The organism is Acinetobacter sp., from assembly GCF_050285345.1.
Taxonomy (GTDB): domain Bacteria; phylum Pseudomonadota; class Gammaproteobacteria; order Pseudomonadales; family Moraxellaceae; genus Acinetobacter.
In genome coordinates, this window is the sequence record NZ_JBLZXR010000100.1 from 30,184 (window position 1) to 47,719 (window position 17,536).

General features: G+C 42.2%; 18 protein-coding genes. 14 read left to right on the forward strand and 4 right to left on the reverse strand.

Annotated features, from left to right (window positions below):
• Nucleotides 1–77 precede the first annotated feature (77 nt).
• Genes pcnB through yjgA form a run of 7 tightly spaced genes read left to right on the forward strand, consistent with a single transcriptional unit; the run spans nt 78 to nt 5,411 of the window.
• A complete protein-coding gene (gene pcnB, locus ACN6OV_RS08675) occupies nt 78–1,544 on the forward strand; it encodes a polynucleotide adenylyltransferase PcnB (protein ID WP_427952019.1) in 1,467 nt (488 codons plus the stop codon).
• Nucleotides 1,541–2,026, forward strand: a complete 486-nt coding sequence (gene folK / locus ACN6OV_RS08680; protein WP_427952022.1) for a 2-amino-4-hydroxy-6-hydroxymethyldihydropteridine diphosphokinase — start codon at nt 1,541–1,543, stop codon at nt 2,024–2,026. The genes pcnB and folK overlap by 4 nt, the downstream gene beginning before the upstream one ends.
• Nucleotides 2,027–2,071: 45 nt before the next feature.
• Entirely contained in the window at nt 2,072–2,881 is an 810-nt protein-coding gene (gene panB, locus ACN6OV_RS08685; RefSeq protein WP_427952025.1) for a 3-methyl-2-oxobutanoate hydroxymethyltransferase, read from the forward strand.
• A 3-nt stretch (nt 2,882–2,884) separates the two neighbouring features.
• Entirely contained in the window at nt 2,885–3,733 is an 849-nt protein-coding gene (gene panC, locus ACN6OV_RS08690; protein ID WP_427952027.1) for a pantoate--beta-alanine ligase, read from the forward strand.
• A gap of 24 nt (nt 3,734–3,757) precedes the next feature.
• Entirely contained in the window at nt 3,758–4,609 is an 852-nt protein-coding gene (rapZ, locus tag ACN6OV_RS08695) for an RNase adapter RapZ (RefSeq protein WP_427952030.1), read from the forward strand.
• The gene (locus ACN6OV_RS08700; protein WP_180105449.1) at nt 4,606–4,875 is read left to right on the forward strand and encodes an HPr family phosphocarrier protein; all 270 of its coding nucleotides are present in this window, start codon (nt 4,606–4,608) and stop codon (nt 4,873–4,875) included. The genes rapZ and ACN6OV_RS08700 overlap by 4 nt, the downstream gene beginning before the upstream one ends.
• Before the next feature lie 2 nt (nt 4,876–4,877).
• Nucleotides 4,878–5,411 (forward strand): ribosome biogenesis factor YjgA, encoded by a 534-nt coding sequence (gene yjgA / locus ACN6OV_RS08705; protein ID WP_427952034.1) that lies wholly within the window; start codon nt 4,878–4,880, stop codon nt 5,409–5,411.
• A gap of 106 nt (nt 5,412–5,517) precedes the next feature.
• Here yjgA and ACN6OV_RS08710 read toward each other — a convergent pair whose 3' ends face one another.
• Entirely contained in the window at nt 5,518–7,158 is a 1,641-nt protein-coding gene (locus ACN6OV_RS08710; protein WP_427952038.1) for an acyl-CoA synthetase, read from the reverse strand.
• A gap of 529 nt (nt 7,159–7,687) precedes the next feature.
• Here ACN6OV_RS08710 and ACN6OV_RS08715 point away from each other — a divergent pair.
• The 5 genes from ACN6OV_RS08715 to ACN6OV_RS08735 all read left to right on the forward strand — a co-directional run bounded on the left by ACN6OV_RS08715 (nt 7,688) and on the right by ACN6OV_RS08735 (nt 13,805).
• Nucleotides 7,688–9,013, forward strand: a complete 1,326-nt coding sequence (locus ACN6OV_RS08715) for a D-arabinono-1,4-lactone oxidase (protein WP_427952040.1) — start codon at nt 7,688–7,690, stop codon at nt 9,011–9,013.
• A 56-nt stretch (nt 9,014–9,069) separates the two neighbouring features.
• Complete coding sequence (locus tag ACN6OV_RS08720) at nt 9,070–10,224, forward strand: alanine racemase (protein ID WP_427952043.1); 1,155 nt, start codon at nt 9,070–9,072, stop codon at nt 10,222–10,224.
• 310 nt (nt 10,225–10,534) lie between these two features.
• Nucleotides 10,535–12,457 (forward strand): threonine--tRNA ligase, encoded by a 1,923-nt coding sequence (gene thrS, locus ACN6OV_RS08725; protein WP_427952045.1) that lies wholly within the window; start codon nt 10,535–10,537, stop codon nt 12,455–12,457.
• Nucleotides 12,458–12,462: 5 nt separating this feature from the next.
• A complete protein-coding gene (gene infC, locus ACN6OV_RS08730; RefSeq protein WP_427952063.1) occupies nt 12,463–13,014 on the forward strand; it encodes a translation initiation factor IF-3 in 552 nt (183 codons plus the stop codon).
• 173 nt (nt 13,015–13,187) lie between these two features.
• Complete coding sequence (locus ACN6OV_RS08735; protein ID WP_427952047.1) at nt 13,188–13,805, forward strand: glutathione S-transferase N-terminal domain-containing protein; 618 nt, start codon at nt 13,188–13,190, stop codon at nt 13,803–13,805.
• Nucleotides 13,806–13,832: 27 nt separating this feature from the next.
• Here ACN6OV_RS08735 and ACN6OV_RS08740 read toward each other — a convergent pair whose 3' ends face one another.
• The gene (locus ACN6OV_RS08740) at nt 13,833–14,246 is read right to left on the reverse strand and encodes an energy transducer TonB (protein WP_427952049.1); all 414 of its coding nucleotides are present in this window, start codon (nt 14,244–14,246) and stop codon (nt 13,833–13,835) included.
• Between the two features lie 184 nt (nt 14,247–14,430).
• On the opposite strand from ACN6OV_RS08740, the gene ACN6OV_RS08745 reads away from it, so the two are divergent.
• Both ACN6OV_RS08745 and ACN6OV_RS08750 read left to right on the forward strand, forming a co-directional pair.
• Nucleotides 14,431–14,715, forward strand: a complete 285-nt coding sequence (locus tag ACN6OV_RS08745; RefSeq protein WP_180058209.1) for a hypothetical protein — start codon at nt 14,431–14,433, stop codon at nt 14,713–14,715.
• Nucleotides 14,716–14,725: 10 nt separating this feature from the next.
• The gene (locus ACN6OV_RS08750; RefSeq protein WP_427952051.1) at nt 14,726–15,151 is read left to right on the forward strand and encodes a YqaA family protein; all 426 of its coding nucleotides are present in this window, start codon (nt 14,726–14,728) and stop codon (nt 15,149–15,151) included.
• Between the two features lie 60 nt (nt 15,152–15,211).
• On the opposite strand, the gene ACN6OV_RS08755 is transcribed toward ACN6OV_RS08750, so the two are convergent.
• Together ACN6OV_RS08755 and ACN6OV_RS08760 are read right to left on the reverse strand one after the other, a co-directional pair.
• Nucleotides 15,212–15,946 (reverse strand): TonB family protein, encoded by a 735-nt coding sequence (locus ACN6OV_RS08755; protein WP_427952053.1) that lies wholly within the window; start codon nt 15,944–15,946, stop codon nt 15,212–15,214.
• A gap of 104 nt (nt 15,947–16,050) precedes the next feature.
• On the reverse strand, nt 16,051–17,304 hold the full coding sequence (locus ACN6OV_RS08760) for an MFS transporter (RefSeq protein ID WP_427952055.1): 1,254 nt from the start codon (nt 17,302–17,304) through the stop codon (nt 16,051–16,053).
• Nucleotides 17,305–17,536: the final 232 nt, after the last annotated feature.

The window sequence follows — 17,536 nt, forward strand, 5'->3', positions numbered from 1 at the left end:
TTGCCCTTTGATTGTGTTAGAGATATCATTAGCGACATCTTAAGAATTTTACGTCCAGACGTAGGAGACAGCGTCTTTTGCAAACTTTGCGCGCGTCCAAATGTGGTTTATCAACCGCACAATTACCTTCTTCCATTTTAGATGTGATTGATGCTTTAACAAAGGCAGGCTATGAAGCTTATATCGTCGGCGGCGGTGTTCGCGACCTGATGTTAGGCCATACACCGAAAGATTTTGATGCCGTTACTAATGCGACACCATCTCAGGTGAAAGAAGTCTTCGGACGACGTTGCCGTATTATCGGTCGTCGTTTTGAGCTGGCTCATGTCTATTCAGGACGTGAGCTGATCGAAGTTGCGACCTTCCGTGCACCACCGAAAAAGGCGGTGACCTCAGCAGCAGGTATGATTTTACGTGATAATAATTGGGGGACGATTCAGCAAGATTTTGCTCGTCGTGACTTTTCAATTAATGCCATGTATTACCAACCGCGCAAAGACGAAGTGCTGGATTTTTGTCATGCAGTTGATGATATTAAACATAAAACTTTACGTCTGCTCGGTGATCCGCAACTCCGCTTTGAAGAAGATCCTGTCCGGATGCTGCGCACATTACGTTTTGCTGCGAAGTTAAACTTTCATATTGATGAAAAAATTCTGGATGTGTTTACACCTGAATTAACGCAATTACTGCGTGATGTTTCTCCACACCGTTTGTACGATGAGTCGCAGAAATTATTTACCATGGGGCATCTCAATCGTGTGCTCCCAATGTTGATTGATTTCGGTATTTGGTATCAGTTATTTGCTGATATAAAACCTGTCGTGACGCCATTTATTGAATTGGCTGCAAAAAATACTGATCAGCGTATTGCGGTTGGTAAAACCATTAACCCTGCCTTTTTCTATGCGGTACTGCTCTGGATTCCATTCCAAGAACGTTGTGCCTTCTATCTAAATAAAGGGGTTACTCCTGCAGAAGCACGTGCTCAAGCTGGTCTGGACGTACTGAAACGTCAAGCGACACGGACCATTATCCCGCGTTTTGCCGAAACTTTTATTCGTGAAGTTTGGGAAATGCAAACCCGTTTGTTGAGCCCAAAACCGCAACAAATTGAGGCACTGTCAGGCCATGCACGTTTCCGTGCCGGTTTTGACTTCTTATTGTTGCGTGAAAAATCAGGCGATACCAGCACACAAGGCATGGGGCTGTGGTGGGATGAATATCAGCAAATGAGCGCTGATGAAAAAGAACGCGCCATTAGCCAATACAACCGCCAACGTGCAAAAGGTCGTCGTAAAGCGGGACACAATGAGACTGAGCCAAAAGCTTCAACGACTCAACAGGTGGAAATTGAACCTTTAGTCAACGAGCCTGAGCCTCGTGGGCGTCGTCAACGTAAGCCTAAAAGTCATTCAGCTATTCCAGCGGTGTCAATTGTTGCGGCATCCGCGCGTGGGGAAATAGGTTCAGACCATCCGATTTTAAAACGGAAACGGGTGAAACGTGACTTGAGTCAGGTTGTTTTTGGGCCGACACAATGACCATCACATATATTGGTCTGGGCAGCAATTTAGGTGATTCTCAGCAGATTTTGACTGAGGCTGTGCATAAGTTGGCGAGTTTAGGTGTAGTTCAAGTATCTAAGCTGTACCAAAGCCCCCCGATGGGGCCGCAGGATCAACCGAATTATTTAAATGCCGCAGTGCAATTGATCACAGATCTTGCGCCTTTGGCTTTGTTGGATGAATTACAACGCTTTGAAAAAGAGTCAGGCCGGGTGCGTTTACGTCATTGGGGTGAGCGCACGCTGGATTTAGATTTACTGATCTATGGGGAAGAGCAGATTCAAAATGAACGTTTAACCGTACCGCATGTGGGCGTGTTAGAGCGTGATTTTGTGCTCAGACCCTTGTTGGATTTAGATGAAAATCTACACGTTAAAGGACAACGATTAAAAGATTTACCTATTTTGCACAATCCAGATTTAACTGTGCTGGATGCAGGCAATTGGGCCAGTCTTTAGTTTTGTATGGCTACTTGAGAAAGTCGTCATCAGAGGAATATTGAAATGATTAGTCTAAGTGATTTAAAGAAATTTAAAGCGGAAGGCCGCAAATTTTCCTGCCTGACTTGCTACGATGCAAGCATGGCGAAGGCAATGGAAATTGCTGAAGTAGATAGTATTCTTATTGGTGATTCATTGGGAATGACCATTCAAGGTCATGATTCGACCTTGCCTGTGACTGTTGAAGATATGGCATATCACACTGCGGCAGTACGTCGTGGTAATAAACATGCATTTATTTTGACAGACCTGCCTTTCATGAGCTATGCCACATTGAATGATGCATTAATCAATTCAAAAATCGTGATGCAATCTGGTGCGCAGATGGTCAAGCTAGAAGGTGGTGCATGGTTGGATGAAACGGTTCAAGTGTTGACTCGTAACGGTATTCCTGTTTGTGTGCATTTAGGTTTAACACCACAGTCGGTGCATGTGTTTGGTGGTTATAAAGTTCAAGCACGTACCCGTGAAACAGCCGATCAATTGATTGCGGATTGTAAAGCAGTCGTGGATGCAGGCGCAGCAGTACTATTGCTTGAATGTGTGCCTGCTCAAGTAGGTCAGGAAATTAGCGAACTGTTCCCAGCTGTGCCCGTGATTGGTATTGGTGCAGGGGCGCAAACTGATGCACAAGTGTTGGTTCAACAAGACATGTTGGGCTTAACTTTTAGTCACGTGGCAAAATTTGTGCGTAATTTTATGAAAGAACAAGCAGGGGAAACGGCGATTGTCGATGCATTTAAAGCCTATCATGCCGCAGTGCTCGATGGTTCATTCCCTGCTTTAGAACATACCTTCCAAATTGAGTTGTAATAGATGAAAACTGAAACTACGATCCAAGGTTTAAGTGCATCGCTTAACCCAGCACGTACCGCACGCAAAATTATCGGTTTTGTGCCGACTATGGGGAACTTACATGAAGGTCACCTCAATTTAGTGCGCGAAGCACGTAAAATATGCGATGTGGTGGTGGTCAGTATTTTTGTCAATCCAATTCAATTTGGTCCAAATGAAGACTTTGATAGTTACCCACGTACTTTAGAACAAGACCAACACTTATTGGCTGAAGTGGGCTGTGACATCGTTTTTGCACCGACTGTCGAACAAATGTATGGCAATAAACCGCGTTTAACCAATATCTCGGTGAGTGAGATTACTAACGATTTATGTGGTTTACAGCGTCCGGGGCATTTTGATGGCGTTGCTGTGGTGGTAACGAAACTGTTCAATATTGTGCAGCCGAACTACGCATTCTTTGGTCAAAAAGATTATCAGCAGTTGGCTGTGATTCGTCAGTTTGTACGTGACTTAAATATTCCACTTGAAGTGATTGGCGTACCCATTACCCGTGCGGAAGATGGTTTGGCACTCAGTTCAAGAAATGGTTATTTAAGCGCAGAAAACCGCGCAATTGCCCCAACCATTTACCAGAGCCTGCAAACTGCCGAAGCGGAATTACAGGCAGGGACAAAATTGGCAGATGTGTTAGCGAATATTAAAGCAACATTGACAACTGCTGGTTTTGTTGTGGACTATGTAGAAGTACGTACACCTGAATTGCAAAAAGTTGAAGAATTTGATCAAGATGTCGTATTGTTTGTTGCAGCAAAACTGGGCGCAACACGTCTAATTGATAATATGCAGGTTAAATATACTGCGGCTTAAAAATGGTAATGAGGTTGCATTGCGATGAAGCGCATTTTAATTGTTACAGGTCAGTCCGGGTCGGGAAAATCCTCTGCTTTGCAGATACTCGAAGATTTGGGATATTACTGTATTGATAATTTGCCCTTAGCTTTATTACCCGAAATTGTTGAAAAACTGGATTCAGAAAATAATCTTGAACAGTTGGCGTTGGGGGTAGATGTTCGAAGCACCCGTGCAGACCTACAAGAGTTTGATCAGGTTTTTCAGCAACTGCAGCGCCATGGCTCAGTTGATATTATTTATTTAACCACGCGTGATCAGGAATTGATTGCACGTTTTGGTTCTTCACGACGTCCTCATCCACTGGCAAGTCGTTTCAAAAGTTTGAATGAGTGTATACAGGAAGAGAAATCTTTATTGTTGCCAATTCAGATGCGTTCTACGGTGCATATTGATACCACTGACAAGAACGTGCATGATTTAAAGCATACCTTGTTGTCTAGACTGGGGCAGGCTGATAATTTAATTGTGATTTTACAATCCTTTGGCTATAAGCATGGGATTCCACTCGATGCTGATTATGTATTTGATGTGCGTCATTTACCTAATCCACATTGGGATATGGAACTACGTAAATATTCAGGATTGGATCAGCCGGTTCGCGAGTTTTTGCAACAGAGTGAGCAAACAAATGAAATGTTCCAAGATATTTATCATTTCTTGGATAAATGGCTGCCGGCATTTGCCGAAGGGCATCGTCATTACATGACGGTGTCGATCGGTTGCACAGGTGGGCAACACCGTTCGGTATATATCGTAGATAGACTAAAAAAAGCACTTGAGGCAAAATGGTCTATTCAGGTTCTACATAGAGAAATGAAGCACTGGTCATGATCGACACAACTGTTGACGTAATAAATAAACTGGGTTTACATGCGCGTGCATCTGGCAAACTAATTGAAGTCACTACCAAGTTTCGTTCGTCGATACAGATTGGTAAGGGTGGGAAATTAGTCGATGCCAAAAATATTATGTCTTTGCTGATGCTTGGCGCAGGCAAGGGCACAACTTTACGCTTAGTGATTGAAGGTGCAGATGAAGAAAACGCTTTGTCTGAAATTCAAGCACTATTTGCAGCAAAATTTTACGAGGCAGATTAAACGTGGCACGTCGACCGAACCGCTATACTGAAGAAGACTTTGAATCCTTAGAAGGACGTGCGAGTAAAACCGAGCAAAAAAAAGCCGTACAACGTATGGCAGCTTTGGGTGAAGAACTTGCAAAATTGAGTCCAAAACAGATTGAAAATCTTCCTGTGGAAGAGCGTCTGATCGAAGCACTACTCGACGCACAAACTATTACTTCACATGAAGCTCGCCGTCGCCAGTTTCAGCGTGTAGGTAAGTTGCTGCGTAATGAAGATGAAACCATGATCTTGTCTTATCTAACACCGAAGCAAGGTGCGAAGAAAACGGCTCAGTTACAACGTTGGACTGAACGTATGGTGGCGCAAGGAGACTCAGTGATCAAAGAGTTTATGAAAGCACATAATGCGGCGGAACATCATCCTATTCGTCAGCATGTATTACGTATTCAACGTGATATCGCTCAAAATGCGACTGAAGAAGAAATTGCAGCATCGAAGTTAAAATTATTTAACTATATTCAGCAAGTGGCGCTGCTTTCTGATAACTAAGTCTTTGATATTTTAATCTTCAGAATACTCCAATGCTGAATGATTGAAGAGCATAAAAAAAGCGACTATGAAAGTCGCTTTTTTTATTATGTGGGTATTAGAATGATTAACCAAACTCACCCACCGCACGTTCTTTTGCCCATTCACGCAGTACAAACTTCTGAAGTTTACCTGTCGATGTTTTTGGAATCTCAGTAATCACCACATCTTTTGGTACTTTAAAACGCGCAAGATGTTGTTTACAAAATTCAATCAGCTCTTCGGGTGTTGCCGTCTTACCGGTTTTAAGCTCGATAAAGGCACAAGGCACTTCCTGCCAACGTGGATCAGGTTTTGCGACCACAGCCGCAGTGAGTACCGCAGGATGTTGATATAGAATTTCTTCGACTTCCAGTGACGAAATATTTTCACCGCCGGAAATGATCACGTCTTTAGAGCGGTCAGTAATCTTGGCATAACCATCGGGTTGGCACACTGCCAGATCGCCGGTATGGAACCAACCACCGGCAAAAGCTTCAGCCGTTGCTTCAGGGTTTTTTAGATAGCCTTTCATCACAATGTTGCCGCGGAACATGATTTCGCCCATGGTCTGGCCGTCATGCGGAACAGGTTGCATGGTTTCAGGGTCAATCACTTTCATGCCGTCTTGTAGCGGGTATGGCACACCTTGGCGTGAGTGCAACTGTGCTTGTTCTTGAATTGAAAGGTCTGACCAACCTGCTTGTGAAGCACACAGCGCAGAAGGACCATAGGTTTCGGTCAAACCATAGACATGCGTGACGTTAATGCCAATATTACGCATGCCTTCAATAATTGCCGCAGGTGGCGCAGCACCGGCTACCATCACTTCAACACGGTGATCGAACGGCGTTTTTTTCTCTTCCGGTGTGTTGATTAGCATCGACAAGACAATTGGCGCACCACAGAAGTAATCAACTTTATGCTCTGCAATGAGTTTGAAAATCAGTTCAGGGTCAATCTTACGCAGACAGACGTTGGTACCGCCATTGGCTGCCATGGTCCATGCAAAACACCAACCATTGCAGTGGAACAGGGGGAGTGTCCAAAGGTAAGTTGCGCGTGGCGTCATACCACAGGCAATGATGTTACTGGCTGCATTGATGTAAGCACCACGGTGATGATAGACCACGCCTTTCGGGTTGCCTGTGGTACCAGAGGTATAGCTTAAACTGATCGCATCCCATTCGTCCGATGGTAATTGCCATTCAAAGTCGGCATCACCTTGTGCAATCCAATCTTCAAATTCAATCTGACCAATTGGGTTTGCTGTGCCTTCAAACTCAGCATCTGCGACATCAATCACATAAATCTCTTGATCGATTAAAGCCAAAGCTTCAGTTGCAACTTGGGTAAATTCTGGATCGACTAACAGGACTTTGGTTTCTGCATGCTCCAGCATGAATGCAATGGTTTTTGCATCCAGACGTGTATTTAAGGTGTTGAGCACGGCGCCCGCCATTGGTACAGCAAAGTGCGCTTCAACCATGGCTGGCACGTTCGGTAAAAGGACTGAGACCGTATCATTTTTACCAATGCCCAATTGTTGTAATTGATGGGCAAACTGGCGGCAACGGTTGTAAGTTTGGCGCCATGAAATATGACGTTCACCATGGATAATGGCATCCTGATTTGGATAAATATAAGCTGCACGCTCTAAATAACGTAGAGGTGAAAGTGCAACAAAATTCGCCGGGGTCCGTGGCAATTCATCGTATGCGCTAACCATTGTGATACTCCAAGTCCATGTATATTTGTTTTCAATCTGGCTTAACAATAATTCAGTACGGCTATATTCTGCATTTATGCTTTAGTCGAGTATTTATACTAAAAATATAAACCATTGATAATTAACTTAATAAAAACAACTAAGTCGATAAAAATGAACGCGGTGGTTCTAGAGATTGCTTTATTTACTTAAATAAATTAGCTGAAAATCAGACCGTTTTCGAGTGTTATTTATCCGTTTTCGATACTGAATGTGTAACTTGAATCATTGGGTTAAACCTGAATAAGCTGGTTGATCTCAGATGAAATTATGCAAAGCAGCTTTAAAGTAAAACTAAACTTTACCTACAAATAATTGTGTATTGAGCGCTTTTAAAGGGGTTTTAGCTGATTTGAGAAGATGGAGCGATTGCGATACTCTAGGATAAATGCGGCAAAACGGCACTGATATGGCGCCTAAATTTAGGCCGCAGTACGTGCTAAAAACAATATGACAAGGCATGAATACAACAAAAAGAATGTTTACAAGGATGAGCATGGCAAATCAACAGATCACCAATCAACAGGCAATCAATCCGCAAACCAAGCCATGGCAAAACTGGTCAGGTTCACAGCAGTCGGCTCCACAATTTGAGCAGCCGCAAGACTTAGACCAATTAATTCACTTGGTCCAATCACATGACAAACTTCGGGTGGTCGGGGCAGGTCATTCCTTTAGCGCTTTGGCTAAAACCGATAATGTACTCCTCAATTTGGACCATTTCACCGGTGTGACGGAGATTGATGTCGATGGTTGTCAGAGTACGGTGCAAGGTGGAACGCGCCTATTTGACTTAGGGCAACAGCTTGCCGAGTCTAATCAGGCGCTGATCAATCAGGGAGATATTGATCGGCAAAGTCTCGCAGGTGCGATAGCAACGGGAACGCATGGAACCGGTTTAGGATTGCCATGTCTATCTGCCTTAGTGAAGGGTTTTGAATTGCTGACGGCGCATGGCGATCTGATTCAATGCAATGCACAGCAAAATCCTGAGATATTTCAGGCAGGGCGTGTTGCACTTGGCTGTTTGGGCGTTTTAACGCAAATCCAATTGCAAAACCGTCCCATGTATAAACTTAAGGAACATACCCGTTTATGCGCACTCAGTGATGTGATGCAAAACATGCAGCAGTGGCAACATCAGCATCGTCATATTGAGTTTTGGGCTTTTAGCCATGCCAATCAAGTGATTTTAAAAACCTTGGATGAAACTGATGAAGTCTGTATTAACCGTCCTAAAGACTGGTTGGGTGAAGACCTGATCCTCAGTTTTTGTGCCGAATTGACCCGATTGTGCCCAATGTTCAATCCATGGTTGCAAAAGTTGCTTGGAATTTTTGTTAAACCGGTGACGGTGGTGGGTTGGTCGAACCGCATTTTTCCTTCTGTGCGGAGTACCAAATTTAATGAAATGGAATATCAGATTCCTTTGCAGCAAGGGATGGCGTGTTTTGAGGAAGTGTTATACACACTAAGAAAGCATAAAGTTCCAATGTTCTTTCCCATTGAATATCGACTGGTCAAGGGCGATGACATTTGGTTAAGTCCTTTTTATCAACAAGATTCGGTTTCTTTGTCGATTCACCAATTTTATAAACAAGACTATCACGCGGTATTCAAGCTGGTGGAGCCCATATTGCTCAAATATGGCGGCCGCCCGCATTGGGGGAAATTGCATAGTTTGAAAGCGGCACAGCTGCGTGAGCTGTATCCGAAATGGGATAGTTTTATGCGGATCCGACAGGAACTCGATCCACAGCAAAAATGGCTCAATTCTTATTTGCAGCAGCTGTTTTTACAGGCATCACATTTTTAGACGCTTAGAATTTTTAAGCTAGAAAAGGGATGAGGCCAGTATATTAGGACATAGATATGGATGCATATTTTCAGCAATTGAATCGTGTGCTGCAGCAAGCCGGCACAGGAATGCCACAGTTGATTGTGGATATTCAGGCGCTCAATCAAAATTTACAGCTTGTGCAGCAACAGCTACCATCAAGTTTAAATGCAAGACTTGTGGTGAAATCATTGGCGTGTTTGGCTTTATTAAAGCATTGCAGTATGCAGTTGAATACGCAGCGTTTTATGCTATTTCATTTGCCACATTTAAATACACTGTTCAGTGTTTTCCCTGAGGCAGACATTTTATTCGGTAAGCCGATGCCGATTCAGGCGCTGAAAAATGTTGAAGTATTAGAGTTAAAGCGGACGCAATCACAAGTGCAATGGCTGATTGATAGCGTAGCGCGGTTACAGCAGTATTTGGATTTTGCTGTGCAGCATCAACTACGCTTGAACATTAATGTTGAAATTGATGTCGGTTTGCATCGTGGTGGGGTGAAAACGACAGAAGAACTCGCTGAGTTATTAACTTTGATTCAACAGCATCCTGTGCGGTTAAAATTTTCCGGTTTAATGGGTTACGATGCCCATGTTTCGAAAATTCCTGTAATCATTCAATTGGCAGATAGAACTTATCAACAATCGCAGCAAAGTTATCAACAACTTAAGGAGTTTATCCGCAGCGATTTTCCAGATTTGTACCATGACAATTTATGCTGGAATGGTGGTGGCAGTCCAAGTTTTCGTTTTCATTGTCAGCAAAGTGTCTGTAATGACGTGTCTTTTGGCTCGATGTTGCTCAAACCGCAAGATTTTGATTTAGCCAGTTTAGAGCCCTTTCAATCTGCCCTATGGATTGCCGCACCGATTTTAAAATTGCTACCGCATGCTAGTTTGCCGCAATTGGAATGGCTGGATCGATGCTCTAAAGGAAATCAGGCTGCATTTATCTATGGCGGATATTGGCGTGCAAACTATGTTTATCCTAAGGGGAGTAAACCACATCTGCTGTATGGACGCAGTACTAATCAAGAGTTGGTGCAGATTCCGAAAGCAGCTCAAGTCCAAGTTGATGATTATGTGTTTTTAAGACCGACACAAAGTGAAAGCATTATTCCACAATTTGCTGCATTGCATGCCTATGAAAATGGCCGTTTATTGGCCTGGGAGAATTTTCGTGAATAGCTCACTGAATGTATTACTTCGAATTATACCCATTTAAGTTTGTTGAAAAATCTTTGGGATGAAGAGATTTGATTTAAAAGTCGGTAGGAGTGTAGCGCTGTAATCGACTCATTTTTTCACGTAGATCTCCCCAGTATTGGGTATATGTGCGGATTAAGTCGCATTAACGGTTTATTAAACGGGTCAAGACGTGTAAAATTTAGGTCGAATTTTATTTATCCACCGTTTTTATCTTTTGAGGGTTTCCCTCGATCATAATCTCGCGGTGATATGCTCTATTGTACGGGGCATCACTCCTTAAGGATTTTTTATGCCAATTATCACTTTGCCAAATGGTGATCAAAAACAATTTGATCATGCCGTATCTGTGATGGAAGTTGCTCAAAGCATCGGTCCTGGTCTTGCAAAAAATACAGTTGCGGGTCGTGTAAACGATCGTTTAGTTGATGCGTCTGATTTAATTACAGCAGATGCCAGCCTGCAAATTATCACGCCGAAAGATGAAGATGGTATTCACATCATTCGTCACTCTTGCGCACACTTAGTGGGTCATGCAGTTAAGCAATTGTTCCCAGAAGCAAAAATGGTAATTGGCCCGGTCATTGAAGAAGGTTTCTACTATGACATCTGGATGCCACGTCCATTCACTTTAGATGACATGGCAGCGATCGAAGAGCGTATGAAAAAGCTCATCGACCAAGATTATGACGTCATCAAAAAAATGACGCCACGTGATGAAGTGATTAAAGAGTTCACTGCACGCGGCGAAGAATACAAACTACGTCTGATTGAAGACATGCCTGACGAAACTGAAATGGGCTTGTACTACCATCAAGACTATTTGGATATGTGCCGTGGTCCGCACGTTCCAAATACCAAATTCTTAAAATCGTTCAAGTTGACTAAAATCTCGGGTGCTTACTGGCGCGGTGATGCGAAAAACGAACAGTTACAACGTATCTACGGTACAGCTTGGTCAGACAAAAAACAGCTGGCTGCGTATATCAAACGTATTGAAGAAGCTGAAAAGCGCGATCACCGTAAAATCGGTAAAGCTTTAGACTTGTTCCATATGCAAGAAGAAGCACCAGGTATGGTGTTCTGGCATCCAAATGGCTGGACGATTTACCAAGTGCTTGAACAGTACATGCGTAAAGTGCAGCAAGACAATGGTTATGAAGAAATCCGCACCCCACAAGTAGTGGATTTTACGCTTTGGGAAAAATCTGGGCATGCTGCAAACTATGCAGACAACATGTTTACGACACACTCAGAAAACCGCAACTATGCGGTGAAGCCAATGAACTGCCCATGTCACGTGCAAGTTTTCAACCAAGGTTTAAAATCTTACCGTGATCTTCCTGTACGTCTTGCAGAATTTGGTTCATGTCACCGTAACGAGCCATCAGGTTCATTGCATGGTATTATGCGTGTACGTGGTTTTACTCAAGATGATGCGCACATTTTCTGTACCAAAGAACAAATCGGAACTGAAGTTGCAGACTTTATTAAACTGACTTTAGATGTGTATAAAGACTTTGGCTTTGAAGAAGTGCAAATGAAATTGTCGACACGTCCAGAAAAACGTGTGGGCGATGATAAACTTTGGGACATGGCAGAAAAATCTTTGGCGGATGCTTTAGATGCTGCGGGTCTTGAATGGGAGCTTCAACCGGGTGAAGGTGCATTCTACGGTCCAAAAATTGAATTTTCATTGAAAGACTGCTTAGGTCGTGTATGGCAATGCGGTACAATCCAATGTGACTTCAACTTACCAGAGCGCCTTGATGCGTCTTATGTAACTGAAGATAACGACCGTGATCAACCCGTAATGTTGCACCGTGCAATTCTTGGCAGTTTTGAACGTTTTATTGGTATACTAATTGAACACTATGCTGGTTTCATGCCACCATGGTTGTCACCAATTCAAGCATGTGTAATGAATATTACTGATTCTCAAGCGGAAGCATGTGGATCAGTCGTCGCTAAACTTAAAGAAAGTGGTATCCGCGCGATTTCAGACTTGAGAAATGAGAAAATCGGCTTTAAGATTCGTGAACGTACTTTAGAGCGTATTCCTTACTTACTCGTTCTTGGCGATCGTGAAGTAGAGGAAGGGACAGTGAATGTCCGTACTCGCTCTGGAAAAAATTTGGGTACTATGTCAATCGATGCATTCGTTGACCTAGTAAAAGCAGCCGTAGCCGAACGCGGCCGGTACATTGTGGAGTAACAGCGATTAAACAGCCTGACCGTAATCAACAGGGCGGTAACAAATCAAACCGTCCTGCCTTGAATGATGAAATTCGTGCGAAAGAAGTCCGTCTTGTAGACGAAAATGGCGAGCAAAAAGGTATCGTAAGCTTAACCGATGCTTTACGTGCAGCAGAAAGTGTTGAGCTTGATCTTGTTGAGATTGTAGCGAACGCTGAGCCACCCGTTTGTAAAATTATGGACTTCAACAAGCATTTGTTTGATCTAAAGCAAAAGCAAAAAGAAGCGAAGAAAAAACAACATCAAGTACAGGTGAAAGAAATCAAGCTACGCCCTGGTACTGATGTTGGTGACTATAACGTTAAGCTACGTGCAATTATCAAGTTCCTTGAAGAAGGCAACAAGGTAAAAATTACGCTTCGTTTCCGTGGTCGTGAAATGGCACATCAACAACTTGGTTTGGCTCAATTACAAAAAATTGAAGCTGACGTAGTTGAATATGGTGTTGTTGAACAAAACCCGAAAATGGAAGGTCGTCAAATGGGTATGCTACTTGGTCCTAAAAAGAAAAAGTAAGCATCTCTGGATGAAAAAAGCCCTGCACATGCAGGGCTTTTTTATACTTTAGATTTTAAAGAACTATAAATCACCTTAAATGACTTCAGTTTTTTGCCATAAAATCGTGTTATAAAAGACTAATAAAATTTGACAATGTGAACAAGAAACGAGAATTTTTATAGGAAATATATATGATTGATTTGTACTATTGGGGTACACCCAATGGCCATAAAATTACCATTGCCCTCGAAGAAATGGGTTTGGAATATCAAATTTTCCCCATCAATATTTTGGAAAATGATCAATTTCAACCAGATTTTTTAAGAATTTCACCCAACAATAAAATTCCTGCCATTGTCGATCAAAATGGCCCATGTGGTGAATCTATTTCAGTATTTGAATCGGGTGCGATTTTGCAGTATCTCGGTCGTAAAACCGGACTGTATTACCCAGAAGATGAATTTGAACGTGTAGAAGTCGAGCAATGGTTGATGTGGCAAATGGGTGGATTTGGCCCAATGCTGGGGCAAAATCACCATTTTAGTCGTTTTGCGCCTGAGCGTATTCCTTATGCAACCGAGCGTTATGTGAATGAAACCAAGCGCTTATATAAAGTCCTCAATCATCAATTGATTGGGCAGAAGTATGTTGCAGGTGAATATTCGATTGCTGATATGGCGATTTTACCGTGGGCTTTACGCCATGAATGGCAGCAGATTCAGTTAGAAGATTATCCATACGTCAAAGAGTATGTTGATCGGCTTACGGCTCGCCCAGCCGTGCAAAAAGCATTGGCCATTCAAGTTTAAAAAAAGGGCATGGAAACATGCCCTTTTTTATTGAATAAAGAGTAGCTTTTTCCACCAAGGTCTTTCTGTTTCTTGAGTGGTGGTGAGAGAAAATGGTTGTACTGCTACAAATGGATAGACAACGCCATTTTCAATATAAGGTTTAAATTTAGCTCGTAAAAGTGAACGTTCCACACGTTGATCAATTTGGGTGATCCCAGAGCTTTTGACTAATTCTGCCTTTTTAATTTCGCCTGTCGTCAAGACATATAATTTAAACGCTAACTCACGATTTTGATTGCCAAGTTCTGCATTATTAAAATCAAACACTGGTCTTTTTAGCCAAACAATTTCACCAAGTGTTTGAACTTCTTGTTTGGCATTATTTGTTGGTATTTCCGCATACAAAGCGGTCAAACTTTGCAACACTATTAAAATACTCAAGGCAATAATTTTTTTCATAAATCTAGTTTTAAGTTTTATCAATAGATATGCTGCATATTCAAAGTGTCCTGCCTGAATGTAAAGTACATAAAGGCTTAAGTTGAGTTTTAAGCTGGAAACAAAAGAAAGTTATCGTGCTGTGTTAGAATGCGACGCTGCCAAAATAAACACTTTGTTGACGGTCTAGTTGGATGGTTTTGTGATGAAAGACTTTTTCTTAAATTTTACCCGCATTGTTGAAAATAACCCAAGAATCTATTGGAGTATTATTTTTGGTATTGCAGGCTGTTTGGTTCTATTCGTCGCTGAAATTGTGCATGTGCAAAATATTCTTGCAGATTTACATACCAAGGATCAAAGCATCATGCGGGCTGCAATTGAGCCGATTTCGCAGCAATATAAATGGTCTAGAATCGTGGTTATTATTGCCGCAGTAATTTGGTCGAACGTTGAATATTTAAAGTCGAAGAAAAAGTTAGGGCTTTAAGCATCTACATATGGCACTCATTGCTTTATTTCTAAGTGCGTTTGGAGCTGCAACGTTATTACCGCTTCAATCTGAAGCAGTACTCTTAGGTTTACTTGCGCAAGGTCAATGGAGTGCTGCGGCGCTTATTAGTGTGGCGAGTGTTGGAAATATTTTAGGTTCATGTGTGAACTGGTGGCTCGGCCTTAAAATTGAACATTATAAAAATAAGTCGTGGTTTCCAGTTTCTGAAGCCAAGATGTTGCAAGCTGAGAAAATTTATCAAAAATATGGTTTTTGGTCTCTATTACTGAGTTGGACACCCGTGATTGGTGATCCAATTACTTTAATTGCTGGCTTGATGAAAGAAAACTTTTGGCGATTTCTATGGATCGTCAGTTTCGCAAAAGTAGGGCGTTATTTCTGTGTTTATTTCATTTTTCTTGGATTATTTTAAGTCAAAAAAAACAGGGAATTGAATGATTCGATCCCTGTTTTGTTATTTAAGTGAAAAGGCTTATTGGCAAGCATTTAACTTAAATTGAATTTCATCCTTAAAACTCGATTTTTTATAAATCCATAAAGTACTTGCGGTACGTTTGACCGAGATCTGGCTATTTCGAAGTGCTTGAACGACTTTTTGATCTAGTGCATAAATGCCTGAACCTTGCTTGATCTTAACTTTTTTGATTTGGCCGTACTTGTCGGCTTTGAAGCTAAATTTGACTTTACGATCGTGCTGTTTTAACTCGCTACTATTGAGATCCAATTTAGGCTGAGTCACATATTTAAAAGGAGTTTTTTTCTGCTGACTTTGTGCTGTCCAAACTTTTGAATCAAACGCATAATCGCATTCAGGCGTATTATCTTTGACGCGTAAATTAAAGGCTTGATAACCAATAATCGCTCTGGCATCACCATTTTCAAGATGTGGTTTGACTTCGGCTTTTTTGACCGCGGCAATTAAAATTTGGTCAAGTTGATTGATTCCTGTACTTTCCTCTACGCTGGCATCGGTAACTTTACCTTTGGTATTTGCGCTTATACGCAGAATAGCAGCGCGGTCACGTTGTTTTAAATCTTCATTGGCATAGATTGGTTTTGGGAAAACAGCCCAATTAAGTCGTGTCGTTAAGTGTGCAGGAGCGACTTCAATATTCTGTGCAGGGAGTTGATGGATTTTTGTCGGTGCGCTGAATGCCGTGGTGAAGGGAACGCTGACTAAAAGGGTTAAGCACAGGATTTGTTTCATAAGTCTATTCTTGCAGCACGTGATGGCGTGATTTTGAGTCGATATTGCTGCGCAGTATTTCCTGTATTGGAAATACTGGCAAGGTTTAAATGAAAAATAATCCGTTATTTTTGCGACTGGTGGGTTATATCTACGCTAAATAAATCTCGAGTTTTGGCCCAACTGATGGCAACCACCGCCATGGTCATGCAGCCACCAAATAGGGTTGCCATAATAGTGCCCATATATTTTGCAGCCAGACCAGATTCAAATGCGCCGAGCTCATTGCTGCTTGAGACAAACATGCCATTTACCGCCGCAACACGACCACGCATATTTTCAGGTGGATAGAGCTGTAAAATTGTCTGACGGACAACTACTGAAATACTGTCACAAGCACCGGTCATGGCAAGCGCAAATAGTGAAAGCCACATATGTTGGGAAAAGGCAAAGAGAATGGTAAATAGGCCAAATCCTGCAACCGCGAGCAGCATGTTGCGCCATGCATGATGTGTCGGTGGGAACCTAGTTAAAGTAATCATGGTAATCAACGCACCAATCGAAGGGGCAGCACGTAAATAGCCTAAACCTTCAGGTCCGACTTTTAAAATATCTTCAGCGAAAATAGGCAGCAGGGCAATTACGCCACCAAATAAGACAGACACTAAATCCAATGAAATTGCCCATAAAACAATTTTAGTTTTCCAAATAAAGCGAAAACCTTCACTTAAACTGTCTTTTAAATTATCCGATTCAATTTTAGGGAAGCTGCGTTTACTCAAAAGATTAATCAGCACAAAACACAGCGTCAGTAAGCTGGCAACGGTAAGTAAACTGGTTTCACGACCTAAAAATGCCAACATAAATCCGCCGAGCATTGGCCCAATAATCACCCCACTTTGCCAGCCAATCGTCGTCCATGTTGCGCCATTGGCATACAGTTCGCGTGGAATCAAAAAAGGTTTAAGTGAGGTCGCAGACGGATTATAGAAACCCCGAATTGTGCCTAACCCGAAAATTACGGCATAAATGCTCCAAGACAGTTGAGTGATTGAGATATTTTCTAATCCATAATTATGAAATAGCCCCCATAAAATCAGCGGCATCGGGATCGAGAAAAATAGACAGATTTTCATGATGGTTTGTTTGTTGAAGCGATCGGCAAAATAGCCACCCCATAAGGACAGCGAAATAAAAGGAATCGCTTCGGCTAAGCCGATCAGACCGAGGGTCAGCGGGTCTTTGGTAATTTGATACAGCGAATAGGCAACAATAATTTCCTGAATCAAAATAGCCAAAGTGAGGCAAAATTGATTGAGCGTAACAATCGAAAAATCTCGATAGCGAAGGGCTGCAAAAGCATCCTGTGCAGGTTTCATAATGGGCAGTTTGAGTTTGACGTGCAGCCATTATATAAGTCTTATTTAGCAGTGCTTATAAAATCGTCAAAAAATCTAGATCCGATAGTTGATTAAGATCGTTATTCAGTAGAAAGATTCGCTTTTGTTTTGAGCAGAGATGCTTTAGAATACTTGCTCCCTTACCTGCAGGGCGTCTTTGCAATGGTGCAGACGTGCCGAACAGGTGTTCAAAAGAGGTTCTTATGCCTAA